General features: G+C 73.9%; 23 protein-coding genes. 11 read left to right on the forward strand and 12 right to left on the reverse strand.

What is annotated here, in order from left to right:
* Nucleotides 1-84: 84 nt before the first annotated feature.
* Nucleotides 85-396: a DUF4235 domain-containing protein gene (locus ACFOSY_RS13485; RefSeq protein WP_394307015.1), complete on the reverse strand. Its 312-nt coding sequence runs from the start codon at nucleotides 394-396 to the stop codon at nucleotides 85-87.
* A 68-nt stretch (nucleotides 397-464) separates the two neighbouring features.
* Nucleotides 465-1,493 (reverse strand): glutathione S-transferase family protein, encoded by a 1,029-nt coding sequence (locus tag ACFOSY_RS13490; protein WP_394307016.1) that lies wholly within the window; start codon nucleotides 1,491-1,493, stop codon nucleotides 465-467.
* 105 nt (nucleotides 1,494-1,598) lie between these two features.
* On the opposite strand from ACFOSY_RS13490, the gene ACFOSY_RS13495 reads away from it, so the two are divergent.
* Entirely contained in the window at nucleotides 1,599-2,546 is a 948-nt protein-coding gene (locus ACFOSY_RS13495; RefSeq protein ID WP_394307017.1) for a cation diffusion facilitator family transporter, read from the forward strand.
* Nucleotides 2,547-2,658: 112 nt separating this feature from the next.
* On the opposite strand, the gene ACFOSY_RS13500 is transcribed toward ACFOSY_RS13495, so the two are convergent.
* Both ACFOSY_RS13500 and ACFOSY_RS13505 read right to left on the reverse strand, forming a co-directional pair.
* Entirely contained in the window at nucleotides 2,659-3,102 is a 444-nt protein-coding gene (locus ACFOSY_RS13500) for a nitroreductase family deazaflavin-dependent oxidoreductase (RefSeq protein ID WP_394307018.1), read from the reverse strand.
* A gap of 181 nt (nucleotides 3,103-3,283) precedes the next feature.
* Complete coding sequence (locus ACFOSY_RS13505; RefSeq protein ID WP_394307019.1) at nucleotides 3,284-3,916, reverse strand: LysE family transporter; 633 nt, start codon at nucleotides 3,914-3,916, stop codon at nucleotides 3,284-3,286.
* 165 nt (nucleotides 3,917-4,081) lie between these two features.
* On the opposite strand from ACFOSY_RS13505, the gene ACFOSY_RS13510 reads away from it, so the two are divergent.
* Entirely contained in the window at nucleotides 4,082-4,606 is a 525-nt protein-coding gene (locus ACFOSY_RS13510) for a flavoprotein (protein WP_394307020.1), read from the forward strand.
* Between the two features lie 81 nt (nucleotides 4,607-4,687).
* Nucleotides 4,688-5,656 carry an aldo/keto reductase gene (locus ACFOSY_RS13515; RefSeq protein ID WP_394307021.1) on the forward strand — a complete coding sequence of 323 codons (969 nt, stop codon included), beginning with the start codon at nucleotides 4,688-4,690 and terminating at the stop codon, nucleotides 5,654-5,656.
* Nucleotides 5,657-5,728: 72 nt separating this feature from the next.
* Here ACFOSY_RS13515 and ACFOSY_RS13520 read toward each other — a convergent pair whose 3' ends face one another.
* On the reverse strand, nucleotides 5,729-8,107 hold the full coding sequence (locus ACFOSY_RS13520) for a SpoIIE family protein phosphatase (protein WP_394307022.1): 2,379 nt from the start codon (nucleotides 8,105-8,107) through the stop codon (nucleotides 5,729-5,731).
* 243 nt (nucleotides 8,108-8,350) lie between these two features.
* Between ACFOSY_RS13520 and ACFOSY_RS13525 the strand changes: the two genes are divergently transcribed.
* From ACFOSY_RS13525 to ACFOSY_RS13540, 4 genes are all read left to right on the forward strand, one after another.
* The gene (locus ACFOSY_RS13525) at nucleotides 8,351-10,594 is read left to right on the forward strand and encodes a glycoside hydrolase family 9 protein (RefSeq protein ID WP_394307023.1); all 2,244 of its coding nucleotides are present in this window, start codon (nucleotides 8,351-8,353) and stop codon (nucleotides 10,592-10,594) included.
* A gap of 129 nt (nucleotides 10,595-10,723) precedes the next feature.
* Complete coding sequence (locus tag ACFOSY_RS13530) at nucleotides 10,724-10,969, forward strand: hypothetical protein (RefSeq protein WP_026243285.1); 246 nt, start codon at nucleotides 10,724-10,726, stop codon at nucleotides 10,967-10,969.
* A gap of 3 nt (nucleotides 10,970-10,972) precedes the next feature.
* On the forward strand, nucleotides 10,973-11,350 hold the full coding sequence (locus tag ACFOSY_RS13535; RefSeq protein WP_006132891.1) for a hypothetical protein: 378 nt from the start codon (nucleotides 10,973-10,975) through the stop codon (nucleotides 11,348-11,350).
* A gap of 427 nt (nucleotides 11,351-11,777) precedes the next feature.
* Complete coding sequence (locus ACFOSY_RS13540) at nucleotides 11,778-13,415, forward strand: RICIN domain-containing protein (RefSeq protein ID WP_394307024.1); 1,638 nt, start codon at nucleotides 11,778-11,780, stop codon at nucleotides 13,413-13,415.
* A gap of 44 nt (nucleotides 13,416-13,459) precedes the next feature.
* Here the strand turns inward: ACFOSY_RS13540 and ACFOSY_RS13545 are convergent, their stop codons facing one another.
* On the reverse strand, nucleotides 13,460-14,629 hold the full coding sequence (locus ACFOSY_RS13545) for a lactate 2-monooxygenase (RefSeq protein WP_394307025.1): 1,170 nt from the start codon (nucleotides 14,627-14,629) through the stop codon (nucleotides 13,460-13,462).
* A 467-nt stretch (nucleotides 14,630-15,096) separates the two neighbouring features.
* On the opposite strand from ACFOSY_RS13545, the gene ACFOSY_RS13550 reads away from it, so the two are divergent.
* Nucleotides 15,097-15,531 (forward strand): subtilase-type protease inhibitor, encoded by a 435-nt coding sequence (locus tag ACFOSY_RS13550; protein ID WP_394307026.1) that lies wholly within the window; start codon nucleotides 15,097-15,099, stop codon nucleotides 15,529-15,531.
* 163 nt (nucleotides 15,532-15,694) lie between these two features.
* Here the strand turns inward: ACFOSY_RS13550 and ACFOSY_RS13555 are convergent, their stop codons facing one another.
* Genes ACFOSY_RS13555 through ACFOSY_RS13565 form a run of 3 tightly spaced genes read right to left on the reverse strand, consistent with a single transcriptional unit; the run spans nucleotide 15,695 to nucleotide 17,613 of the window.
* The gene (locus ACFOSY_RS13555) at nucleotides 15,695-15,919 is read right to left on the reverse strand and encodes a CDGSH iron-sulfur domain-containing protein (RefSeq protein ID WP_394307027.1); all 225 of its coding nucleotides are present in this window, start codon (nucleotides 15,917-15,919) and stop codon (nucleotides 15,695-15,697) included.
* Between the two features lie 4 nt (nucleotides 15,920-15,923).
* Nucleotides 15,924-16,610, reverse strand: a complete 687-nt coding sequence (locus ACFOSY_RS13560) for a HemK2/MTQ2 family protein methyltransferase (protein WP_394307028.1) — start codon at nucleotides 16,608-16,610, stop codon at nucleotides 15,924-15,926.
* Complete coding sequence (locus tag ACFOSY_RS13565; RefSeq protein ID WP_394307029.1) at nucleotides 16,600-17,613, reverse strand: iron-containing redox enzyme family protein; 1,014 nt, start codon at nucleotides 17,611-17,613, stop codon at nucleotides 16,600-16,602. The genes ACFOSY_RS13560 and ACFOSY_RS13565 overlap by 11 nt, the downstream gene beginning before the upstream one ends.
* Nucleotides 17,614-17,692: 79 nt before the next feature.
* Here ACFOSY_RS13565 and ACFOSY_RS13570 point away from each other — a divergent pair, with 79 nt between their 5' ends.
* Nucleotides 17,693-18,301: a flavodoxin family protein gene (locus tag ACFOSY_RS13570; RefSeq protein ID WP_394307030.1), complete on the forward strand. Its 609-nt coding sequence runs from the start codon at nucleotides 17,693-17,695 to the stop codon at nucleotides 18,299-18,301.
* A 27-nt stretch (nucleotides 18,302-18,328) separates the two neighbouring features.
* Here ACFOSY_RS13570 and ACFOSY_RS13575 read toward each other — a convergent pair whose 3' ends face one another.
* Both ACFOSY_RS13575 and ACFOSY_RS13580 read right to left on the reverse strand, forming a co-directional pair.
* On the reverse strand, nucleotides 18,329-18,535 hold the full coding sequence (locus tag ACFOSY_RS13575) for a hypothetical protein (RefSeq protein ID WP_394307031.1): 207 nt from the start codon (nucleotides 18,533-18,535) through the stop codon (nucleotides 18,329-18,331).
* Nucleotides 18,536-18,597: 62 nt separating this feature from the next.
* Nucleotides 18,598-19,608, reverse strand: a complete 1,011-nt coding sequence (locus ACFOSY_RS13580; RefSeq protein ID WP_394307032.1) for a Ppx/GppA phosphatase family protein — start codon at nucleotides 19,606-19,608, stop codon at nucleotides 18,598-18,600.
* A 706-nt stretch (nucleotides 19,609-20,314) separates the two neighbouring features.
* Between ACFOSY_RS13580 and ACFOSY_RS13585 the strand changes: the two genes are divergently transcribed.
* Nucleotides 20,315-20,668: an ArsR/SmtB family transcription factor gene (locus ACFOSY_RS13585; RefSeq protein ID WP_394307033.1), complete on the forward strand. Its 354-nt coding sequence runs from the start codon at nucleotides 20,315-20,317 to the stop codon at nucleotides 20,666-20,668.
* Nucleotides 20,669-20,673: 5 nt separating this feature from the next.
* A complete protein-coding gene (locus tag ACFOSY_RS13590; RefSeq protein WP_394307034.1) occupies nucleotides 20,674-21,204 on the forward strand; it encodes an SRPBCC family protein in 531 nt (176 codons plus the stop codon).
* An 18-nt stretch (nucleotides 21,205-21,222) separates the two neighbouring features.
* Here ACFOSY_RS13590 and ACFOSY_RS13595 read toward each other — a convergent pair whose 3' ends face one another.
* Nucleotides 21,223-24,048, reverse strand: a complete 2,826-nt coding sequence (locus ACFOSY_RS13595) for an NHLP bacteriocin export ABC transporter permease/ATPase subunit (RefSeq protein WP_394307035.1) — start codon at nucleotides 24,046-24,048, stop codon at nucleotides 21,223-21,225.

Genomic DNA, 24,048 nt, shown 5'->3' on the forward strand with positions numbered 1-24,048 from the left:
TCGCTGAGAGGGCCGGACGGGCTGCGCACAGCCCGTCCGGCCCTTCGGGGCACGAGGTCCCAGGCCCCGCGACGACGGCTCGGGTCAGTCCCGGCCGCCCTTGTCCGGGACGGGCCACGTCCCGGTCGAGCGCTCGATCGCCTTCGCCCCCGCCCGGTCCACCGCGCTGCGCACCACGGCGAAGATCGCTCCCTGGATCGCCGCGGCCAGCAGGATCTCGCCCCAGCCGCGGTCGCGGTCCAGCGCGTCCGGCGCGTCGTCCTCCTTCCTGATCACCTTCCAGGTCTTCTGGAAGGCCATGCCCGCCACGGTGCCGCTGGTCCAGCCCAGCGCGAAGCCGATCGGCTTGTACGCCAGGGGCAGCTTCTTCTTCGCCTTCTTGCTCTTCTTCGCCACGTCGCTTCTCCTCGATCGGCTGCGTCGTACGGGTGATGGTCGGGCCGGGTGATGGATCGGGCCGTGCGTCAGGGGCGGCCCCGCGCGGGGACCTCCTCACCGGCAGGCACCGCAGGGGGCGGGGTGCCGTCGCCGAACGGCCGGCCGCCCAGCTCCTCGCGGTGGTGGGGAGTCGTCCAGCCGGCCAGGTCGGGCCCGAGGGGGACGATGCCGGACGGGTTGATACCGGTGTGCACCTGGTAGTAGTGCCGTTTGATGTGGTCGAAGTCGACGGTGTCGCCGAACCCCGGCGTCTGGAACAGGTCGCGGGCGTACCCCCACAGCACCCGGCTCTCCGTCAGCTTCCACCGGTTGCACTTGAAGTGACCGTGGTAGACCGGGTCGAACCGCACCAGCGTGGTGAACAGCCGGATGTCCGCCTCGGTGATCGTGTCCCCGACCAGGTACCGCCGGCGCTCCAGCCGCTCCTCGAGCGACTCCAGCCGCCGGAACAGCCGCGTGCAGGCGGCCTCGTACTCCTCCTGCCCGGTGGCGAAGCCCGCCCGGTACACCCCGTTGTTGACGTCCCGGAAGACGTCGTCCGTCACCGCGTCGATCTCGTCGCGCAGCTTCTCGGGATACAGGTCGGGCGCCCCCGCGCGGTGCAGGGCCGTCCACTCGGTGGCGAAGTCCAGGGTGATCTGCTGGTAGTCGTTGGTGACCAGCTTCCCGCTGGGCACGTCCACCACGGCCGGCACGCTCACCCCGCCCGGGTAGTCCGTCTCCCGCCGGTCGTAGGCCTCGCTGAGGTAGCGGATGCCGAGCACCGGGTCCCGGCCGTCCGGGTCCAGGGTGAAGCGCCAGCTGCGGTCGTCCTGGAGGGGGTCGGTGACGGCCAGGGACACCGCGTCCTCAAGACCCAGCAGCCGCCGCGACACCAGCGCCCGGCTCGCCCAGGGGCAGGCGCGGCTCACCACCAGCCGGTACCGCCCGGCCTCCACCGGCCACCCGTCCCGCCCGTCCGCGGTGATCCGGTCCTGGAAGTGCGCCCGGGACCGCTTGAACGCCTTCCTGCCGTACGCGCTGTTGCCGCCGCCCGCGTCGTCGCGGCCGCCCATGGTGGCCTCCCTCTGTCGTCGGTACCGGGTCGTCCCTGTCACCGCGTTCCCCGTTTTCCCCCGACCGCACGGTATGAGCTGCGCCGACCGGGGCAATCGGCCGTCGTGACCACACGATCGGATCGCAGAACACGGCTCACCGTCCTGGTCGCCCTCGCGGCCAACCTCGTCATCGCGGCCGCCAAGGCCGTCGGCGGCCTGGTCGCGTCGTCCCCCGCGCTGCTGTCGGAGGCGGCGCACTCGGTGGCCGACAGCGTGAACGAGGTCTTCCTGCTCGCCGCCCTGCGCCGCAGCCGCCGCCCGGCCGACCGCCGCCACCCCTTCGGCTACGGCAAGGAACGGTTCTTCTGGTCGCTGCTCGCGGCCGTCGGCATCTTCGTGATGGGCGGCTGCTTCTCCTTCTACCAGGGGATCGACGCCCTGCGGAACGGGGGAGAGGAGCACCTGAGCGGGTACGTCGCCGGGCTCGTCGTGCTCGGCGTGGCCCTCCTCGCCGAGGGCGGCTCGCTGCTGCGTGCCCTGTACCAGGTGCGCCGGCAGGGCGGAGGGCTGAGCGATCCGGCGCTGCGCACGGTCGTCGCCGAGGACGGCACCGCGGTCGTCGGCGTCACCCTCGCCATGGCCGGCATGGCACTGCACATGATCACCGGGCAGGTGGTGTGGGAGGCGTCCGCCTCGCTCGCCATCGGCGTGCTGCTGGGATACGTCGCCTACCGGCTCGGGCGCGAGGCCCGGGACCAGCTCATCGGCGAGGCCGCCGACCCGCGGGCGAGCGAGCGGATCCGGGAACTGCTGCGCGCCCAGCCCGAGATCGACAGCGTGGAGGCGCTGTTCACCATGAAGACCGGGCTCGACACCGCCCTGGTGGCCGCCCGCGTCGACCTGGTGCCGGGACTGGACAGCGAGCGGGTGGAAGAGGTCGCGGTGCGCATCAAGCGGTCCATCGTCCGGGTGGTGCCCGAGGCGGCCCAGGTGTTCCTCGACGTCACCGAGCGCGGCGTGGCGGAGGCATGGGAGGGCCCCGCCGCGACGGGGGAACGCGGCGGGGCCTGACGCTCGTGTGCCCGGCGTCCGGGGCTTCATGCGCGGACCCGTCCGGGATTTTTCCCGGACCGCCGCACCGGACCCGTCGGCCGGCACGTCACCCGGCCCGTCACCCGGTCCGTCAGTCCTGGCCGGACCGCTCCAGCACGAAGACCGGGATCTCCCGGCTGGTCTTCTTCTGGTACTCCTCGTACTGCGGGAAGGCCTCGACCGCGCGCTTCCACCACTCGGCCTTCTCCTCACCGGTGACCTCACGGGCCGTCATGTCCCGCTTCGACGGTCCGTCCTGGAGCTCGACCTCGGGATGAGCCTTCAGGTTGTGGTACCAGACCGGGTGCTTGGGCGCGCCGCCCAGCGAGGCGACCACCGCGTACCGGCCCTCGTGCTCCACCCGCATCACCGGGGTCTTGCGCAGCTTGCCGCTCTTCGCGCCGCGGCTGGTGAGCACCACGACCGGCTTGCCCTGGAGCGTCGTCCCCTTCGTGCCGCCGGACCGCTCGATCAGGTCCACCTGTTCCCGCACCCAGGCCGTCGGGCTGGGCTCGTACTCGCCTTCGAGAGGCATGGCATCCTTCCCATCGTTCTCGCGTCGTACGGCCGAGTCGATCATCGCTCTCGACCCGCCGCACCCGGAAGCCGTCCGGGCCGGGTGTGCCCCGGCCCGGCAGTATCAGTGCCCAGGAAACACCGTCCGACCCATGCGGTGCGCGACGTTCGGCGCGGCTTCACGCGCGGGCGGGCCGTCCTCAGCCCGGCGTCAGCGCCATCCGCAGCGCCAGCGCCGTCATCACCCCGCTCGCCACCAGCGCCGTCACCAGCCGGCCCCGGTGACCGGTCAGCGCCCGGCCCAGCAGGGCGCCGCCGCCGGCCAGGAGGACCTGCCAGCTCGCGGAGGCCGTGAAGGCCGCCGTCACGAACACGGCCTGTTCCGCCGCCCCGGCCCCCGACCCGCCTCGCGAGCCGAGCACCAGCGCCGCGAAGTAGATCACCGTGGTCGGGTTGAGCAGGGTGATCCCGAGCAGCGCCGCATACGCCCGCAGCGGGCCCGGGGGCGGCGACGCGGTGCGGGCGGTGAGCCGCCGGCCGCGGTACTGCCGTAGCGCGCGGGCCGCGCCCCACGCCGCCAGCGCGGTCAGCACCAGCACGCACACCCAGCGCAGCGGGCCCAGGGCGGGGCGCAGCGCCGAGGCGAGGGCGGAGCCGCCGAGGACGGCGGCGAGCGCGTACAGACCGTCGGCCGTGGCGACGCCGAGGGCCGCCGACACCCCGGTGCGCAGGGACGTACGGGCGGCGAGCGAGACGAGGTAGGTGCCGACGGCGCCCACGGGAACCGCGATGCCGTAACCGGCCAGCAGCCCCGCGAGCAGCGCCGCGGTCACGGGCGCGGGGGAGTCGTGCCTTCCCGGGCGCAGGACTGCTGCTGTCGGCCCGCGACGACGGCGAGGGCGGACGACGGCAGCGGGAGCGTGTGCGTGGACATGGGCAGGATCCTGCGGCCAGGCGCCCGGTACCGGCAAACGAATTTGTCCCGCTAGGGTGCCGAGATGACCGACAAGCCCTTCCTCTACGTCGTCGTCTGCGCCGCCGGAGTCGCCGAGGGCGTCAGCAAGCTGATCACCGCCGCGCAGGAGCGGGACTGGGAGGTCGGTGTCATCGCCACCCCGACGGCGATGAACGGCTTCTTCGACGCCGCCGCCGTCGAGACGCAGACGGGCCGCCCCATCCGCTCCGCCTGGCGCCGCCCCGGCGACCCGCGCCCCTTCCCGGACCCCGACGCCGTGGTGGTCGCCCCGGCCACCTTCAACACCGTCAACAAGTGGGCGGCCGGCATCGCCGACACCCTCGCCGTCGGCACCCTGTGCGAGGTGTCCGGGCTCGGCGTGCCGATCGCCGTCCTGCCCTGCGTCTCCGGCGCGCTGGCCGCCCACCCCGCCTACCGGGACGCCGTCGCCCGGCTGAGCGGCATGGGCGTCCGCTTCGGCGACCCGTACGCGGGGGAGGCCGAAGGGGACGGCGGGCGGCGCGAGTTCGGCTGGGAGCGGGCCCTGGACCTCCTGCCCGGCGGCTGAACTCTCCCCGCTTCGAGTGCGCGCGAAGACGTACGCTCGCTCCTGCGACAGCAACCGTTCCCGACGGCAGGAGCAGCAACGATGCAGTACGTGAAGCTCGGTTCGACGGGCCTGGAGGTCTCGCGCGTCTGCCTGGGCTGCATGACCTACGGCGACCCCGGCCGCGGCAACCACGAGTGGACCCTCGACGAGGAGGCGTCCCGGCCGCTGATCCGGCAGGCGCTGGAGGCGGGGATCACCTTCTTCGACACCGCGAACGTGTACTCGGACGGCACCAGCGAGGAGATCGTCGGCCGGGCGCTGCGCGACTTCGCCCGCCGCGACGACGTCGTCCTCGCCACCAAGGTGAACGGGCGGATGCGGCCCGGACCCAACGGCGCGGGGCTCTCCCGCAAGGCGATCATGACCGAGCTGGACCACAGCCTGCGCCGCCTCGGCACCGACTACGTCGACCTCTACCAGATCCACCGCTGGGACCCGCACACGCCGGTCGAGGAGACGATGGAGGCGCTGCACGACGTCGTCAAGGCGGGCAAGGTCCGCTACATCGGGGCCAGTTCGATGTACGCCTGGCAGTTCTCCAAGGCGCAGTACACCGCCGAGCTGCGCGGCTGGACGACGTTCGTGTCGATGCAGAACCACTACAACCTGCTCTACCGCGAGGAGGAGCGGGAGATGCTGCCGCTCTGCGCCGACCAGGGCGTCGGCGTGCTCCCGTGGAGCCCGCTCGCCCGCGGCCGGCTCACCCGCGACTGGAACGTCACCACGGAGCGCAGCGCCACCGACCAGTTCGGCAGCACCCTGTACCAGGAGGGCGACCGCGCGATCGTCGAGGCGGTCGCCCGCGTCGCCGAGACCCGCGGCGTCCCCCGCGCGCGGATCGCCCTCGCCTGGCTCCTCCACCAGGACACGGTCACCGCACCCGTCGTGGGCGCGGCGAAACCGTCACACATCGAGGACGCGGTCGCGGCGGTCGACCTCACCCTGACGGACAAGGAACTGCAACAACTCGCCGAGCCGTACGCCCCGCACCCGATCGCGGGTCACTGACGACGCGGGCGGGGCGGGACACCAGCGGGCGCCGCCCCCCGCGGGAGGGGCCCCGGAGTGACCCCGCCCAGGTCACTCCATGTCCGCCAGCGCCAGCTCCGCCCAGATCGTCTTGCCCTCCGCCGTATGGCGGGTGCCCCAGCGCTGGGTGAGCTGGGCGACCAGCAGCAGGCCCCGGCCGCCCTCGTCCCAGGTCTTGGCGCGGCGCAGGTGCGGGGCCGTGTGGCTGGTGTCGGAGACCTCGCAGATCAGGGTCGCCGCGTCGTGGATCAGGCGGAGCCGGATCGGCGGGGCGCCGTAGCGGATGGCGTTGGTGACCAGCTCGCTCACCACCAGCTCCGCCGTGAAGGACGCGTCGGTGAGCGACCACGCGGCGAGCTGGTCGAGGACCTGCTTGCGGATGGGGGCCACCAGCGCCGGGTCGGCCGGAATGTCCCAGGTGGTGACCTGGGAGGACGGCAGGCCCCGCAGCCGGGCCAGCAGCAGCGCCACGTCGTCCGTCGCGCCGCCCGGCGCCAGCACGCTGTTCAGCACCCGGTCGCACGTCTCGTCCAGCGGACCCGCCGCACCGGACAGCGCCTCGCGCAGCAGCGCCTCGCCCTGGTCGACGTCCCGGCCCCGCGACGTGACCAGCCCGTCGGTGTAGAAGGCCAGCACGCTGTCGTCGGACAGTTCGAACTCCGCCGACTCGAACGGCAGCCCGCCCAGCCCCAGCGGCGGCCCCGACGGCAGCTCGAGGTGCTGCGCCGGCCCGCCCGGCGGGATCACCACCGGCGGCGGATGCCCCGCCCGGGACAGCGTGCAGCGTCGCGACACCGGGTCGTACACCGCGTACAGACAGGTCGCGCCGACCTCCCCGGGACCGGAGTCGCCGCCCGCCTCCTCCGACAGGTGCAGCACCAGGTCGTCGAGGTGGGTGAGCAGCTCGTCGGGCGCGAGGTCGATGTCGGCGAGGGTGCGCACGGCCGTGCGCAGCCGGCCCATCGTCGCCGACGCCTGGATCCCGTGCCCTACGACGTCCCCGACGACCATGGCGACCCGCATCCCGGACAGCGGGATCACGTCGAACCAGTCGCCGCCCACCCCGGAGCGGGCGGCCGGCAGATAGCGGGTGGCGGCCTCCAGGGCGGCCGTGCGCGGCAGGGTCCGGGGCAGCAGACTGCGCTGGAGGGTGAGCGTGGTCTCCCGCTCCCGCGAGTAGCGGCGGGCGTTGTCGATGCAGACGGCGGCGCGCGCGGTGACCTCCTCGGCCAGCAGCACGTCGTCGTGGGTGAACGCCTCCGGATGGCTGAACCGGACGAAGGCGGCCACGCCGAGGGTCGTGCCGCGCGCCTGGAGCGGCACGGACAGCATCGAGTGCACGCCGTACTCCTCGATCCGCCGGGCCCGCGTCTCGTCCACCGCCAGCCAGGGGTCGAGGTCGCCGGCCTGTACGGAGGCGACGATGCTGTGGCCCGCGGCCAGCGAGTCCGCTTGGGGCGAGTTCTCCGGGTAGACGACGACCTCACCCACCTGGGCGACGCTCTCCGGGGCGCCGGCGGTCATGGACTGCTGGGCGACCCGGCGCAGCGACACCGGCGGGGACAGCCTGCCGGACGCCTCACCCGCGCCCTCCTCCGGATCCAGCAGCTCCACGCTGACGAAGTCGGCGAGCGAGGGCACGCAGACGTCCGCCAGCTCCTGCGCCGTCCGGGTGACGTCCAGGGTGGTGCCGATGCGCATGCTGGCCTCGTTGACCAGTTGCAGCCGCTCCCGCGCCCGGAACTGCTCGGTGAAGTCGTGGGCGGTCACGCACACGCCCCGCACCCGCCCGGACCGGTCGGTCAGCGGCGCCAGCCGGGCCAGCCAGGCGTGGGCGTAGCTCTCGGCCCTGGCCTTCATGTGGGTCTGCATGTCGTGCGGCCGCCCGGAGCGCAGCACGTGCCGCAGCTGCCGTTCCAGCTCGCTGTGCTGCGGGCGGCCGCCGATGTCGGTGGGCCGCAGCCCGCGCAGGTGGTCGGCGGGCAGCCCGAGGAGGCGGGCCATCGCGTCGTTCACGCCGCGCAGCCGCAGTTCCTGGTCGAAGACCATCGTGGCGCACGGCGACTGGAAGACGGCCTTCCTGACCAGCGGGTCGTCGGGCAGGTCGTAGTCGGTGGCCTCCAGCGGGGTGACCGCGAGCCATTCGCCCGGGCCGTCGCCGGAGGGCTGCCGGTGGTGGGCGAGCACCCACACGCTCACCGTGCCGCCGTCGCGGTGGCGCAGCACCAGCGTGCCGCTCCAGCGGTCGGCGGGCAGCGGGAGCGGTCCCGCGCTGTCGGCCAGCAGCTCGGCGGCCGGACGCCCCACGACCTCGTCGGGCCGGTGTCCCAGCAGCAGGCGCGCACCCTCGCTCCACCGCGCGAGCGTGCCGTCGGCGGCGATGACGGCCCGGGCCGTCACCGCATCGTCGAACGGGTCGTCCGGCCTCATCGTCGCCACTCCATCGCGCACACTCACCGTGAACCGGTGTATCGCCAGAGTCCCAGCCTAGTGCGTCGGCGCGCGACATGAACGGGAACCGGGGCCACCGCCTCCGTGGCACCCGGAAGAGTCTCGTCGTGTCACGACCGTTGACGCGGTGTCACATCTGCCACAACCATGGGCGGCGCACGGAGTTGGGAGCGCTCCCATTCGCGCTCCCGTACCCCCGTACCTCCGCAGAGGAGCCCAGACGTGAAACGACGCAGAACCGCGCTGCTGACCCTCACCGGTCTGCTGGCGACCGCCCTCACCGCCCTGCCCGCCGCCCCGGCCGGCGCGGACGAGGTCGAGCAGGTCCGCAACGGCACGTTCGACGACGGCACCGAACCCTGGTGGGCCTCCGAGGGCGTCACCGCGGGCGCCTCGGACGGCCGCCTGTGCGCCGACGTGCCCGGCGGCACCGCCAACCGCTGGGACGCGGCCGTGGGGCACAACGACATCACCCTGGTGGAGGGGGAGACGTACCGCTTCTCCTTCAGCGCGACCGGCTCGCCCGCCGGTCATGTGGTCCGGGCGATCGTCGGCCTCCAGGTGGCGCCGTACGACACGTACTACGAGGTGTCGCCGCAGCTCAGCGTGTCCGGCGACACCTACTCGTACACCTTCACCGCGCCCGTCGGCACCGAGCAGGCGCAGGTCGGCTTCCAGCTCGGCGGCAGCCCCGACCCCTGGCGGTTCTGCGTGGACGACGTGTCGCTGCTGGGCGGCGTCGCCCCCGAGCCGCACGTGCCGGACACCGGGCCGCGCGTCCGGGTGAACCAGGTCGGCTACCTGCCCGCCGGGCCGAAGAACGCCACGCTCGTCACGGACGCCACCGAGAAGCTGCCCTGGCAGCTGAAGGACGGCCGCGGCCGGGTGGTCCGCACCGGCTGGACCGTGCCGCGCGGCGTCGACGCCTCCTCCGGGCAGAACGTGCACTCCGTCGACTTCGGCTCCTACCGGGGCCGCGGCACCGGCTTCACCCTGACGGCGGACGGCGAGACCAGTCACCCCTTCGACATCGACGCGGCGGCGTACGAGCGGCTGCGGCTGGACTCGGCGAAGTACTACTACACCCAGCGCAGCGGCGTGGAGATCCGTGAAGACCTGCGCCCCGGCTACGGCCGTCCGGCCGGCCACGTGGGCGTCGCCCCCAACCAGGGTGACGGCGCGGTCCCCTGCCGGCCGGGGGAGTGCGACTACACCCTCGACGTCACCGGCGGCTGGTACGACGCGGGCGACCACGGCAAGTACGTCGTCAACGGCGGCATCAGCACCTGGGAGCTGCTCAGCACCTACGAGCGCGCCAAGCACGCCCGCACCGGCAAGCCGCACAAGCTGGGCGACCGGACGCTGGACATCCCCGAGAGCGGCAACAAGGTGCCCGACCTCCTCGACGAGGCCCGCTGGGAGCTGGAGTTCCTGCTGAAGATGCAGGTGCCCGACGGCGAGCCGCTGGCCGGCATGGCCCACCACAAGATCCACGACGAGCAGTGGACCGGGCTGCCCCTGCTGCCCAGCGCCGACCCGCAGAAGCGCGAACTGCACCCGCCGACCACCGCCGCCACCCTCAACCTCGCCGCCACGGCGGCCCAGGCGGCCCGGCTGTACCGCCCGTACGACCGTGCCTTCGCCGACCGCGCCCTGGCGGCGGCGCGCAAGGCCTGGGCGGCCGCACTGGCCCACCCGGACCGCCTCGCCGACCCGGACGACGGCATCGGCGGCGGCGCCTACCCGGACAGCACCGTGTCCGACGAGTTCTACTGGGCGGCCGCCGAGCTCTACCTCACCACCCGTGAGCGGGAGTTCAAGGACCACGTGCTGAACTCCCCGGTGCACACCGCGGACATCTTCGGACCCACCGGCTTCGACTGGGCGCGCACCGCAGCGGCCGGCCGGCTCGACCTCGCCACCGTGCCGAACCGGCTGCCCGGACTCGACCAGGTCCGCCGCTCCGTGGTCGCGGGCGCCGACCGCTACCTGGCCACCCTGAAGGCGCACCCGTACGGGATGCCGTACGCGCCGGACGGCAACCTCTACGACTGGGGCTCCAGCCACCAGGTGCTCAACAACGCCGTCGTCCTCGCCACCGCCCACGACCTCACCGGCGCGGCGAAGTACCGGGACGGCGCGCTGCAGGCCATGGACTACATCCTCGGCCGGAACGCGCTGAACATCAGCTACGTCACCGGCTACGGCGAGGTCCACGCCAGGAACCAGCACAGCCGGTGGTACGCCCGCCAGCTCGACCCGAACCTGCCCAACCCGCCCGCCGGCACGCTGTCCGGCGGACCCAACTCCAGCATCCAGGACCCGTTCGCCCAGTCGAAACTCCAGGGCTGCGTCGGACAGTTCTGCTACATCGACGACATCCAGTCCTGGTCCACCAACGAGCACACCGTCAACTGGAACGCCGCCCTGACCCGCATGGCCTCCTTCGTGGCCGACCAGGGCTGACCCACCCCTTCCCGCGCGGGCCGGTGACCACCTGGGTCACCGGCCCGCGCCCGTACCCGAGGTACCCCACCGCACCCGCTTTGACCTGCGGATATTTACTGTTCAGTACCCGAGCGGTACCGTAATCCCATGCCAGCTCTCAACGTGGAGTTCAGCGACCGCGAGCTCGAGGACCTGCGGCAGATCGCCAAGGAACGCGGTACGTCCATGAAGGCGCTCGTACGGGAGGCGGCAGCGGCGGACATAGCCCGTCACCGCGCCCTCCAGGAGGGCGCCGAGGCCTTCCGCCGCTTCTTCGCCACGCACGCCGACGAGTTCGCCGCCGCGTTCCCCGACGACGAACCGCCCGCCAAGGGCGCGGGACGGGCCGCCTGACCGATGCCGCCCGCGCTGCACATCGACGTGCCCTGGCTGCTCCAGCGGCACGAGGAGGTCCTCCCGGACCAGCCCACCGTCAACGACTTCTCCGCCCTGGTGGCGGCCGTGGCCCGGCACCGCGTCGACCCGCCCCGGCTCGGCGTGAACTCCGACGCCGCCTGGCGGGCCGCCGCCCTGCTGCACACCCTGGCCGTACTGCGCCCGCTGCCCTCGGCCAACGCCCGCTTCGCCTGCGCCACGGCCGTCGCCTACATGTACGTCAGCGGGGCCGGCATCGACCCGCCCTACGGCGCCCTGGTCGACCTCGCGCGGGACCTGATGTCCGGCGCGACCGACGTGTACGGCGCCGCCGACCGGCTGCGCTCCTGGCAGATCTGACCCCCGCGCCGTCCGCACGGCGTGCGCGCCGCGGAAAAGGCGCACCGGGACGGTGGTGCGCGCGGTGCGCATCACACCTTGGTCACGCCTTCCCGCCGCCCCTTTTCACGCACCCCCCGCGCGTCTTGAAAAAGGGCTCGCGAATGCCGGAACAGGGTGCGCGGAGCGCCTTCTCCTTTTGACTTTCTGTCAACGCCGGGATGTTGCCCGACCGCCTTGTTGGCCGCGTGCGGGTTGTGCGAGAGTGAGCCACCCGTGAGGGGGTAAAGGCCGGGGACGCTCGCGAGTTGATGAACCGGGTCGAAAGCGCCGCCGGTCAATTCCCGCCCCCCGCGCCACACCCAAGAGGTATGCACCAGTCGCGCGTCCCTTTTCGGTGTCGGGAACGCTCGAATGTCACATGCGCTGTGGGAAGGAACCAATCTCAGTGCACACCCCCCACCCCCCTCGTCCTCCCTATCCCCCGCCGGGCGGTGATCCCGGGGAATCCGACGAGGCGCTCGCCGCGCGGCTGCGGGGCCGCCCGGAGGCCGAGGCCGCCCGTTCCGTCGCCCTGCTGACGGCGCGCCACTGGGACGCGATGCACGACTACGCGACCGTGTGCCTCGCCTCCGGCGGGCGGACCGCCGCCCTGGTCACCGGGGCCGCGCTGCACCGTGTGCTCGACCGGGTCGCCCTCGGCGAGTCCGCCGTGGCCCTGCGTCCCGTCCTGCTCGTGGGGGTGCGGGACACGGTCCGCGAGTGGGCCGCCGACGACCAGGTCGCCGAGGTGCTGCCGGGGCTGCTGAAACCGGCGGGCGGACGGGGCATGCGCGCGGCGACGACCATGACGCCGGAGAACCGCACCCTCGCCCAGCGGGCGTTCCGTGCCCTGCCCGCGCTCGCCCGGTGCCTGCTCTGGCACGTCGAGGTGGAGGCCGAGCCGATATCCGTGCCCGCCGGACTGCTCGGCACGGACGCCGACCTCGCGTCGGGCGCGCTCGAGCAGGCGCGCGACAAGTTCCGCCAGGGTCTGGTCCGCGCCCATCAGGAGCTGGCGCCCACTCAGGAGTGCCGCTTCTACAACCGGCTGCTCGACGTGCCCATCCGCCGGGGCGGCGAGCTGCTGCCCGATGTGCGGCAGCACATGGCCGAGTGCCGCTACTGCCGCAACGCGGCCGAGCAGCTCGGCCACGTCGAGTCAGGGCTGGGCACGCTCATCGCGGAGGCGGTGCTGGGGTGGGGGGCCCGGCGCTACCTCGACTCGCGGCCGGGCCGCGCCGCGTCCGGACCGCGCTCAGGACGCACCGGACGCCGCCGTCGCCACGGCGGACAGACCGGCACCCGGCACCGGCTGCTGTCCCGGCTCCCGGTGCCCGACCGGCTCGTGATGGCGCTGCCCGACCCGGTGCGCTCCACCCGCACCTTGCTCACCGGCCTCGGCGCGGTGTCCGCGGGCGTGCTGGTCAGCGTGCTCATCGCCGGCTCGTCCACCCCGGACGGCGGCACCGCCGACCCGACGGGTGCCACCGGCGCGGGCGGCCGGGCCGCCGTGCCGTCCGCCTCCCCGCCGGGCGCGGCCGGCCTGCCCTCGGCCCCGGACCGCACCCGGCTGCGCAACATCTCCTCCGGCCTGTGCCTGGACACCCGCGACGAGCCCCAGGACGGCTCCGGCGCCCGGCTGGCGCAGTGCTCCTCGGCGTGGACCCAGCAGTGGACGTACGAGGAGGACGGGCTGCTGCGCAGCGTGGCCGACCCCGGGCTGTGCCTGGACTCCCACAAGGACGCCGGCGTGGTCGTGCTGGGCGCCTGCGCCGACTCCGGGGACCGGACCGCCGACGACGTGCGCTACGACCTCACGGTGCAGGGCGAGCTGGTGCCGCGCTGGGACGTGCGGATGGCGCTCGCCCCGTCGGCCCCTGACGCGAACGCCGACATCGTCGTCAAGGTGCGCGACCGTACCGTGGAGCAGCGCTGGGCCGCCGAACCGGTCCGCTCGGCCGACGCGTCCAGCGAGTCCCTCTCCGTCACCGGCCCGACGGCCCCCTCCGCCCGGTACGCCGGCGTCGCCGCGCCGGTGAGCTGAGCCGCGCGCGTCCGGGGCGGCCACGGGGCCGCCCCGGACGCGGGTCAGACCGCCGCCTCCGTGAGGTCGCCGGGGCCCACCGTGCCCGGTCCCGCGTGTCCCGACAGGGCGAGGGTGAGGTCGAGTTCGGCGAGCAGACAGCGGATCACGTGCTCCACGCCCGCCTGCCCGTCCAGGCCCAGCCCGTACACGTACGGGCGGCCCACCAGGACCGCGCGGGCGCCCAGCGCGAGCGCCTTGAAGACGTCGTCACCGGTGCGCACCCCGCTGTCGAACAGCACCGTGAGCCGGTCGCCGACGGCCCGCACCACACCGGGCAGCGCGTCGGCCGCGGCGACCGCGCCCGCCACCTGCCGGCCACCGTGGTTGGACACCACCACGCCGTCCATGCCCGCGTCGGCGGCGAGCCGGGCGTCGTCGGGGTGCAGCACGCCCTTCAGGACGATCGGGCCGTCCCAGTTCTCCCGCAGGAACGCCAGATCCGGCCAGGTCTTCGCCGGGTCGGCGAACATGCCCACGAAGTGCATCACCGCCGCGTTCGGGTCCTCGTGCACCGGCCTGGCGAGCCCCGCCCGGAACGCGGGGTCGGTGAAGTAGTTGGCGGTGCCCACGCCGTGCAGGAACGGCAGGTACGCCTGGTCGAGGTCGCGCGGACGCCAGGACAGCAGCGGCGTGTCCAGGGTGACGACCAGCGCCGTGTACCCGGCCGCCTTCGCCCGGCCGAGGAAGGACCGCGCGACCTCCACGTCCTTCGGCCAGTACAGCTGGAACCAGCGCTCCGCGTCCCCCATCGCCTCGGCGACCTGTTCCATCGGCGTGCTGGACGCGGACGACAGCACGAACGGCACGCCCTGCGCGGCCGCGGCGCGCGCCGCGGCCGGCTCGGCGTCCGGATGCATGATGGACAGCACGCCGACCGGCGCGAGGGCGAGCGGCGCGGGCAGCGGGCGGCCCAGCACCTCCACCGACAGGTCGCGCTCGTGGACGTCCCGCAGCATGCGCGGCACGATCCGGCGGCGGTCCAGGGCGGCCCGGTTGGCGCGCGCGGTGCTGCCGTCGCCCGCGCTGCCGGCGACGTACCCGACCGGACCGGGGCCCAGGCGCCGCTCGGTCAGCTCCTCCAGCCGGGTCAGGTCGGTCGGCAGCCGCGGCACGGCGCCCGTCATCCCGTTCAGGTAGATCTCGTACTGGAAGTCGGCCCAGTGCTTCGCCATCCGTCCCGCCCTGTCTCGTGATGCCTCGTCGGTGCCTCGGGGCGCCTCGTGGCCCCGACGCATACTGGCCGGTATGCGCCGGTCGCGTCCAGCGTCCGGTGACGGGGCGTCGCCTCCGCCCCGCGGGACGCGCGGGGTGTTCGGAGATGACCGCGAAGCGTCCCTTTCATGACCGCAAGGGGTTTCTATTCGCCCTGCGCACGACGGAATCGGAATGTTTCAGGCCGATTAACGGGCGGCGGTTATTCGGCCATCTGGCCACTTCGCTTCCGCGCGGGCCGTGTGTTTACCGGGTCGACGCGCGTCCGTTTGGTCACTTCGCGCCACTGATTCAATACGCAATGTTACTGAAATGCATGGGGTCGAGGTGAGTTTCCGCCGGGGACTCGGCAGACTCCGGCACGCCGGTTCGGCACCACCGAGCACGGGCCGGCAACCGGAAGAAACGAAGCGGAAGGATGCACACAATGCGGAACACCGCGCGCTGGGCCATCACCCTCGGTCTCACGGCCACCGCCGTCTGCGCCCCCCTCTCCGGGGCCGCGCTCGCCGCCCCGGGAGATGCCCCGTCCGCGCTCTACGCCCCCTCTGCCCTGGTGCTCACCGTCGGCAAGGGCGTCAGCGCGGCGACCGTCACCCCGGAGCGCGCGGTCACCCTGACCTGTGCCCCGGGGCCCTCGGGCACCCACCCGGCCGCGGACTCCGCCTGCGCGGACCTGACCGCCGTGGGCGGCGACCCCGGCGCGCTGAATAGGAGCGAGGGCGTCATGTGCACGATGATCTACGACCCGGTGCTGCTCACCGTGGACGGCGTCTGGCAGGGCAAGCGGGTCTCCTACGAGCGCGTCTTCTCCAACGAGTGCGAGATGAACGCGCACGGCTCGAGCGTCTTCGCCTTCTAGGACCGGGATCGCACGGTTCCCGTGACCGCGTGGCGGCCCGCGGACTGGGGAGTACGGGGCACCGCGCGGACAGTGCGATCCCATGGGAGGCCGGCGGGCGGAGTGGGGCCGCCCGCCGGCCTCCGAACGTTCACCCACCGCGCCTGACGGTCCGGCCGGACGGTCAGGCGCGGTCGCGGTGACTGGTGTCGCACCAGGGATAGCGCCGGCTGCGCCGGCAGGTGCACAGGGCCACCCGGAAGCGGTCGGAGGACACCACCGTGCCGTCCTCCAGCTCCACCTCCACCGGACCCTCCACGAGCATGGGCCCCTTGCGCCGCAGACTGACCCGGCGCACGTCGCCGGACGCGGCCCCCGGAGCGCCGGACGCGCCGGACGCGGAACGCACGGGATCAGACGGGCCTTTCGGCACGGATCACCACCAGCTCTTCCTCGCTCTCGTCCGGGGACAGCAGCCCGCGCTCCCGCAGCCACTCCACCCGGGTCCTCAGCACCGGCCCGAAGGCGATCCGCCGGCGCTGTGTGACCGCCGCCTTCAGCCCCGCGGACCGCAGACAGTCCACGGTCCGCCCGGGATCGCTGAGCGCCGACTGCACCAGCAGCAGCACCCCGCCGGGCCGCAGCATCCCCGGCGCCTCGTGGCAGATGCGGTCGAGCACGAGCCGCCCGTCACCGCCCGCGTCCCACGCGCGGGCCGCCCCGCGAGGCGGCCGGTGCGCACCGGGGGCGGGCACGTACGGCGGATTGGCGAGGACCAGGTCGAACGACCGTCCCCGCACCGGTTCGAACAGGTTGCCGCGCAGGACCCGGACGGCAAGACCGGCCCGCAGGGCGTTCAGCCGGGCCGCGCACACGGCCCGCCGCGACACGTCGACCGCGGTCACCCGTGCGCCGCGCCGGGCGGCCGCCAGGGCCAGGGCACCGGAACCGGTGCCGACGTCGAGGACGGCGGCGCCCGGCGCCAGCGGCTCGTCTGCCAGGGCCGCGGACAGCAGCGCGGTGTCCTCTTGAGGGGCGTACACGCCCGGAGGTGCCAGACTTTTCACAGGCGGCCGAGTACCCCGTTGGTCAAGAGACATGGGTCGCCTCCCGCGACAGGGGAGTACGCAGCGCGGAGCGCCCCTCGCCCCAGGCGGCGAGCAGCCGGTCGCCGAGCAGGTCCTCCGTGAACACCGTGGCCGCCACACCGAACGCGATGTCCGGCGCCAGAGCCGGCTCGTCCTCCAGCAGACCGCCGATGACGTCCTTGCGGACCACCTGTTCGTGCACCGCGTCCGCCTCCACGTGCTCGTCGTAGAAGTGCTCGGCGGCGGGTCCCGCGCCCGTGCGGCGCATGGCCTCGGCGAGCCGCCGGGACCCCGGCGAGGACGTGATCTCGACCGTCGCGAAATGGCCCACCAGGGCGCCCCGCAGCGTGCGGTGCAGCCCGAACAGCGACATCAGGTTCACCGTGACCAGCATCTCCGCGCAGGCCGCGTCCAGATGGCGGCCGTACGTCGTGTCCAGCCCCAGGTCCGTCATCAGGTCCGCCCACAGCCGGGCGTGCACCCGGTCGGCCCGACCGCCGCCGAACTCGTCGAACTCCACGGCCGCCATCGCCGCCTTGGCCCGGCCGCGCAGCCGCGGCAGCACCCAGGCGTGCGGGTCGGCCTCCTTCAGGTGGTACAGGGAGCGCAGGGCCGCGTACTCGCGCAGCTGCCACAGCTCGCCCCGGTCGCGCAGGAAGTGGCTGACGCCGGTGCCGTCCACCGGCTCGACCAGGATGCCGGCGAGGGCGTCGTCGACGCTGTCGTACCGAGGGGCGTCCTCGCGGAGCGCGGCGAGGAAGCGCCGCTCCATGGCGGCCCGCGTCCGCAGCAGGTCCGGGTCCCACTCCAGGGTGGGCGCCACGTCCGCGAAGCCGCGGTAGTGCAGTTCGTAGCAGAGGTAGAGGGCGAGCTGGAGGTCCTCGCCGTACACCGGGGCGGCGGCGACCTCCGCGTCGGAGGGCAGCGCGCCGGCGCCCCGCAGATACGTCGTCACGGCACGGCTGAGCGGCCCGCGCGACGCGGGCAGCCGGGGTTCGTCTCGGGGGTCGTCCATGGATCCCGGGTACCCGGACGGCGCACGGAAACGCCCGTGGGGCGTGCCGGGGGCGGTGCACGGGGTACCCCATGACCCCATGAAGGCACTGGTGATCAACTGCACGCTCAAGAAGTCCCCGGAACCCTCCAACACTGAGGCGCTGTTCCGGACCGTCAGCGAGCACCTGGAGCGGGAGGGCGTCGAGGCCGACGTCGTCCGCGCCGTGGACCTGGACATCGCCCCCGGCGTGGTCAGCGAGGCCGTGCACGAGGGCGACGACTGGCCCGGGGTGCACGAGAAGCTGGTCGCGTCCGAGATCCTCGTCATCGCCTCGCCGACCTGGCTGGGCCAGCCGTCGTCGGTGGCCAAGCGCGTCCTGGAGCGGATGGAGGGGATGATGTCCGAGACCGACGACGACGGACGCCCGGTCGCGTACAACCGCGTCGCCGGCGTCGTCGTCACCGGCAACGAGGACGGGGCCCACCACGTGATCAGCGAGATCACCGGCGGGCTCCAGGACATCGGCTACACCATCCCCGGCCAGGCGTGGACCTACTGGAACCAGGGCCCGGGACCCGGGCCCAGCTTCCTCGAGGGTGGCAGCGGTCACGACTGGTCGCGCAGCACGGGCCGCGCGATGGCCGCCAACCTGCTGGGCGTCGCCCGCGCCCTCGCCGCCCGGCCCCTCGGGGCGCCGCCGCAGTAGCGGCGGGCGGGCAGCGGGAGTGTGGGGCTACTCGCCCTCCGAATCCTCCTGCGCCCGCGTGTTGGTGGTGGCCGCGTCTCCCGCCTCGCCGTGGTGGCGGCGGTCCTCCTCGGTCTCCTGGGTGCGGCGCTCGGCCTCCTCGACCTCGCGCAGCACCTCCTCGAGGGCCGACTCGGACTGCTTCGGGGTGTCGTCGTTCCGGTCGTGCTCGTCGTGCTCGTCGTGCTCGGACAAGGGGATCTCCTCAGGTCGTGCCGGTCGTGCCGGTCGTGTTCGTGCCGACCGTGGTCGTCCGGTCAGTGCCGGGCGGCGGCGATGTGCAGCGGCACCGGTTCGGCGCCGTCCGACTCCTTCTCGCTGCGCCGGGCGATCTCCGCCCACCAGGCCGGGCCGTCCTCCACATGGCGCAGCAGCACCCCCTCGCGCACCGCCCAGGGACAGATCGTCACCGTCGCCAGGCCGGTCAGCTTCATCGCGGTGTGCGCGACCACGGCGCCGGCCAGGCTCTGTGTCGCGCGGGGCGCGGAGATGCCGGGCAGCCGGGCGCGTTCGGCGGCCGGCAGGGCGGCCAGCCGGCCGATCGCCCCGCGCAGGTCGGCGGCGGACAGCACCCGCTCCTCGAACGGCCCGTGCCGCCCGGGCGCGGCCCCGCACAGCCGCCCGAGCTGCTGGAAGGTACGGGAGGTGGCGACCGCCGTGCGCGGGCCCTCCCAGCGGATCCGGGCCGCGGCGTCACGCAGCTGGTGACGGACCCGCCGGCGCAGCGCACGTACCCGCTCGGGTGCCGGCGGGTCCTCGTCCTCGAAGTACTCGTGGGTCAGCCGGGCCGCGCCCAGGGGGAGCGAGGCGGCGAAGTCGGGCAGCCGGCCGCGCCCGAAGGCGACCTCCAGGGAGCCGCCGCCGATGTCCAGCACGGCCAGCGGACCGCAGCGCCAGCCCATCCAGCGGCGCGCGGCGAGGAACGTCAGCTCCGCCTCGACCTCGCCGGGCAGGGTGCACAGCTCGACGCCGGTCCGCTCCCGGACCGTGCGCAGCACCTCCTGCCGGTTCGGCGCCCCGCGCACCACGGCCGTGGCGAAGGCCAGGGGACCGGCGGCGCCCCACCGCGCGGCGGCCCGGTCCGCCGCCGCGACGGCGTCCACCAGGTCCTCCACGGCGCGCTCCGGCACCGGCCCGCCGGGGGTGACCTGCTCGGACAGGCGCAGCCGCCACTTGGCGGTGTGCACGGGCAGGGGGGCGCCGCCCTCCGTGTCCGACACGACGAGCCTGACGGTCTTCGACCCGACATCCACCACGCTGGTCCGCATGGCCCGTGGGTACCCACTTCCCGCCCCGCCCAACGGGCGGCCCACACGGAGGGGGCGGATACACGCCACGGCCGTGCCCCTCCAGGGGCGCGGGGAACTGTGCGACCGGCCCCGTGCGGCCTGCACTCGGCGTGCGACAGTCCCCGGCACCCCGGTGGCCGTTGGGGGGTGTGGCGCGGGCCCGCTGGTGGGCGCAGGCGGCGGCGCGCCCCTCCAGGGGCGCGGGGAACTGCGCGACCGGCCCCGTACGGCCTGCACTCGGCGTGCAACAGTGCCCGGCACCCCGGTGGCCGTACGGGGGTGTGGCGCGGGCCCGCTGGAGGGGTGCCGCCTGCGCCCACCCGTGCCGCCCCTAGCGGCACGACTGCCCGCAGTCGGCAGGCGCCTCAAGGGGCGCGGGGAACTGCGCGACCGGCCCCGTGCGGCCCGCACTCGGCGTGCAACAGTGCCCGGCATCCCGGTGGCCGTACGGGGGTGTGGCGCAGGCCTGCTGGGGGGTGCCGCCTGCGCCCACCCGTGCCGCCCCAAGCGGCACGACTGCCCGCAGGCGGCAGGCGCCTCAGGGGCGCGGGGAACTGCGCGATCAGGCCCGTGCGGGCCGCACCTGGCATGCGACAGCCCCCCGCACCGCCGGGGCGGGGCGCGCCCCGCATGAGCCCTTCTTCATTCCTTGACGGGCATATAATCGCAGAGGCATATTAGAGCCATGCCCGACCCCGCCCTCTGGGCCGCCCTCGCCGACCCGCACCGGCGGGCCGTCCTCGCGCTGCTGCGCACCGGCCCCCGCACCGTGGGGGAGATAGCACGGGCGTGCGAGCTGAGCCAGCCCAGCGCCTCCAAGCACCTCAAGGTGCTGCGCGAGGCCGGCCTGGTCCGGGTCCGTCAGGAGGCGCAGCGCCGCATGCACACCCTCGACCCCGCCCCGCTCGCCGCCCTCGACGACTGGCTGGCGCCGTACCGGAAGCTGTGGGGCGAGAGCCTCGACGCGCTGGGCCGCCGCCTGGACGCCCGTCCGGACGCCCGTCCGGACACCACCGAACCGACGACCCCGAAGGACTGATCGCCATGGCCGCCGAGCCCACCGGCACCTTCCTCACCCTGGACGACGGCCGCCGCGCCGTCCGCTTCGTCCGTGACTACGACCACCCCGTCGACCGGGTCTGGAGGTTCGTCACCGACGCCGACGAACTCGTCCACTGGTTCCCCTCGCGCGCGGAGATCGACCTGCGTCCCGGCGGCGCCGTCGTCTTCAGCGGCGACCCCGCCCTGGAGGACTCCACCGGCCGGGTCGTCGCCGTCGACCCGCCCCGCCATCTGTCCTTCACCTGGGAGGAGGACGAGATCCACTTCGACCTGGAGGAGCTGGGGGAGAAGCGCACCCGCTTCACCCTCACCAACGTGCTGGGCGCCGAGAACACCGCCGCCCGCAACAGCGCCGGCTGGGACGTGTGCCTCTCCGCGCTGGACGCGTGGGCGCGCGGCGAGCGCTTCGAGGGACCGCACGCCGGCCCGGACGCGCCCGCCCGGGCGCTGTACGAGGCCTACGTGGCGGCCGGAGTGCCCTCGGGCGCGCCGTACCCGGGCGCGGACGACTGACAGCCGGCGGCCGGCCGTTCAGGCGAGCTGCCGCCGCACCAGCTCGTGCAGCCGCCCCCGCGTGTCGGCGAGCAGCTCGGCGGGGGTGCCCTGCTGGACCACCTTGCCGGCCTCCATCACCACCACCCGGTCCGCGTCCAGCACCGTCGACAGGCGGTGCGCGATGACGATGCGGGTCGCCCGCAGCGCCTTGGTGCTCTCGATGACCGTGCGCTGCGTCTCGTTGTCCAGGGCGCTGGTCGCCTCGTCGAAGAAGAGGATCCGGGGCCGGCGGATCAGCGCCTGGGCGATCATCAGCCGCTGCCGCTGACCGCCAGAGACCGCGCCGCTGCCGGAGACGATGGTGTGCAGCCCCATCGGCATCCGGCGGATGTCCTCCGCCAGACCCGCCATCTCCGCCGCCGCCATCGCCTCCTCCGGTGTGTACGGCTCGCTGCCGCAGATCACGTCCATGATCGATCCGGTGAACGGCTGCGCGTGCTGGAGCACCACACCGCACTGGCGGCGTACCGCGGACGGGTCGAGCGCCGCGAGGTCCTGACCGTCGTACAGCACACTGCCGGACACCGGGCGGTCGAAGCCGATCAGCAGCCGCAGCAGCGTCGACTTGCCGCAGCCGCTCGGGCCGACGACCGCGACGAACTCGCCCGGCCGCGCCTCGAACGACACGTCGTCCAGCACCAGCGGACCGTCGTCGGCATAGCGGAACGACACCCGCCGCGCCTCGATCGCGCCGGTCAGCGGCCCCGGACGGGTGCTCGCCACGCGCACCTCGGGCGTCGCGTCCAGCACCGGCTTGATCTGTTCGAACAGCGGCAGCGCGGCGACCGCCGAGACGAACGAGCCGGTCAGCTGGGTCACCGAGGTCAGCACCATCGTCACCGAGGTGTTGAAGGTGAGGAACTCCGCCGCCGTCATCGACCCGCGCGCCGGGCCCGCCAGCAGCATGAACATCCCCAGTGTGCACAGCGGCAGATAGACCGCGCCCAGCACCGCCGTCAGGTTCTTGATCCGCCCGGCCTTCTGCTGGAGCTCACGGCTGCGCGCGAACTGCGACGCCCACGCCGCGTACGCGTAGTTCTCCGCCGCCGCCACCCGCAGCTTGGGCAGTCCGCGCAGCGTCTGGAACGCCTGGTTGTTCAGCTTGTTGCTCAGCACCACCAGCCGCCGCTGCCAGCGCACCTGCCACAGCCCCAGCCCCAGGAACACGCCCGCGATCACCACCAGCATGCCCAGCGCGGCCAGCGCCATCGGCACGCTGAACCACAGCAGCAGCGCCAGGTTCACCGCGCCCACCGTCACCGACTGGGTCACCGTGGGACCCACCCCGGCCAGCATCCGGCGGATCGCGCTGATGCCCATCGCCGCGCTCGCCAGCTCACCCGTGGACCGCTCCGTGAAGAACCGGGTCGGCAGCCTGAGCAGCCTGTCCCACACCGCCGGCTGAAGCGTGGCCTCCACCCGGCCCTCGAGCCGCAGCAGCGTGAGGTTCTGCAACAGCATGAACGCCGCCGCGACCACACTGCTCAGGATCACCGCGAGACACACCTGCACGATCAGGTCCGTCTGCGCCTTCGGCACGTACTCGCCGAGCACCCGCCCCGTCGCCAGCGGCACCAGCGCCCCGAGCACCACCGTCACCAGACCGCTCAGCACCAGCCCCGTCAGATCACCCCGGGTGCCGCCCATGCAGAACCGCACCAGCCGCAGCGGGCTCAGCCGCCGCTCGGGCAGCGGACGGTAGAACATCACCGCGCGCGGCTCGAACTCCTCGGCGTTCGCCTTCTCCACCGGGGTCTCCCGGCCGGTCGACGGATGCACGGCCACATAGCCGCCGCGCCGCCACAGCAGCGCCACCGGCGCCCCCGACAGCGCGCGACGGCCCACCAGCGGCCCCACGTCGTCGCGCCACCACCGGCCCTCCAGCCGCACCACCCGGGTACGCAGCCGCGAGGCCAGCGCCACCTGCTCCACCGGGTCAAGCCGGTCGGCGCCGGTCCCGGACTGCGCGGGCGAGGCCAGGGTGATCCCGGCCGCCCGCGCCACCAGCTCGCAGGCCGCGTACGTGGCGTCCGCGTCCGCGGCCGTCGTGCGCCGGTCCGACCGCTTGCCGATCGACGCGAGCAGCGTCCGGTCCGCCTGCGCCCGCACCGCCTCACCGGCCGCGATGCCCTGCGCGGTGCGCGTCTCGTGCGTCTCCTCCAGCTGCTCGATCCACCGGTCGAGCGTGGTCATCAGCCGGTACTGCTGGTCGACCATGGTCTGCCACAGGGCCGGGTCCATCAGCAGGTCGGCCGCGGCCTCCGCGCCGTACAGGGAGCCGTACTGCACGCTGCCCGGCGGCACCTGCATCCAGAACACGTCGTCGTCGGTGGGCGCCGCCGCCCGCTCCGTCGCCATTGGCGCCTGGAACAGCACCGCCAGGCTCCGGCCCACGCCCAGCGCGAGCGCGTACTCCAGCGGACTCGTCGTCGGCGGCACGTACTGAGGATTGCCGTACTCGTCGTACGACCAGGTCTGGGTGTGGGCCTCCTGGTACAGCTCGCGCAGCGCGATGCGGTGCACCACGCAGTCCCGCAGCGGCCGCGCCACCAGCGTGTGCGCCGGACCCGCCACCGGGCCGAGCACCAGCGAACCCGCCTCCAGACGGCCCAGGTGGTGCCAGTGCCCCTGCTGCTCCGCGTCCACCGCGAACAGGTCCACGGCGCCGGACGCGATCAGCCACAGCACCTGCGGCCCGTCCAGGTTCAGCTTCCCGAACCCGGAGCAGTCGATCGGGGTGCCCAGCGCGCCGAGCGCGCCCAGGACGACGTCGCCGCCCTGCCCCTCGTGCACGGCAGTCAT

Origin of the sequence: Streptomyces lusitanus (assembly GCF_042647945.1) — a bacterium.
GTDB classification, from domain to species: Bacteria; Actinomycetota; Actinomycetes; order Streptomycetales; family Streptomycetaceae; genus Streptomyces; species Streptomyces pseudogriseolus.

Coding starts and splice junctions, on each gene's coding strand:
- ACFOSY_RS13490 (WP_394307016.1), bottom strand. CDS start 1,493: ATGGGCGGCCGCGACGACGCGGGCGGCGGCAACAGCGCGTACGGCAGG.
- ACFOSY_RS13500 (WP_394307018.1), bottom strand. CDS start 3,102: ATGCCTCTCGAAGGCGAGTACGAGCCCAGCCCGACGGCCTGGGTGCGG.
- ACFOSY_RS13510 (WP_394307020.1), top strand. CDS start 4,082: ATGACCGACAAGCCCTTCCTCTACGTCGTCGTCTGCGCCGCCGGAGTC.
- ACFOSY_RS13515 (WP_394307021.1), top strand. CDS start 4,688: ATGCAGTACGTGAAGCTCGGTTCGACGGGCCTGGAGGTCTCGCGCGTC.
- ACFOSY_RS13520 (WP_394307022.1), bottom strand. CDS start 8,107: ATGAGGCCGGACGACCCGTTCGACGATGCGGTGACGGCCCGGGCCGTC.
- ACFOSY_RS13530 (WP_026243285.1), top strand. CDS start 10,724: ATGCCAGCTCTCAACGTGGAGTTCAGCGACCGCGAGCTCGAGGACCTG.
- ACFOSY_RS13535 (WP_006132891.1), top strand. CDS start 10,973: ATGCCGCCCGCGCTGCACATCGACGTGCCCTGGCTGCTCCAGCGGCAC.
- ACFOSY_RS13545 (WP_394307025.1), bottom strand. CDS start 14,629: ATGGCGAAGCACTGGGCCGACTTCCAGTACGAGATCTACCTGAACGGG.
- ACFOSY_RS13550 (WP_394307026.1), top strand. CDS start 15,097: ATGCGGAACACCGCGCGCTGGGCCATCACCCTCGGTCTCACGGCCACC.
- ACFOSY_RS13560 (WP_394307028.1), bottom strand. CDS start 16,610: ATGTCTCTTGACCAACGGGGTACTCGGCCGCCTGTGAAAAGTCTGGCA.
- ACFOSY_RS13565 (WP_394307029.1), bottom strand. CDS start 17,613: ATGGACGACCCCCGAGACGAACCCCGGCTGCCCGCGTCGCGCGGGCCG.
- ACFOSY_RS13570 (WP_394307030.1), top strand. CDS start 17,693: ATGAAGGCACTGGTGATCAACTGCACGCTCAAGAAGTCCCCGGAACCC.
- ACFOSY_RS13580 (WP_394307032.1), bottom strand. CDS start 19,608: ATGCGGACCAGCGTGGTGGATGTCGGGTCGAAGACCGTCAGGCTCGTC.
- ACFOSY_RS13585 (WP_394307033.1), top strand. CDS start 20,315: ATGCCCGACCCCGCCCTCTGGGCCGCCCTCGCCGACCCGCACCGGCGG.
- ACFOSY_RS13590 (WP_394307034.1), top strand. CDS start 20,674: ATGGCCGCCGAGCCCACCGGCACCTTCCTCACCCTGGACGACGGCCGC.
- ACFOSY_RS13595 (WP_394307035.1), bottom strand. CDS start 24,048: ATGACTGCCGTGCACGAGGGGCAGGGCGGCGACGTCGTCCTGGGCGCG.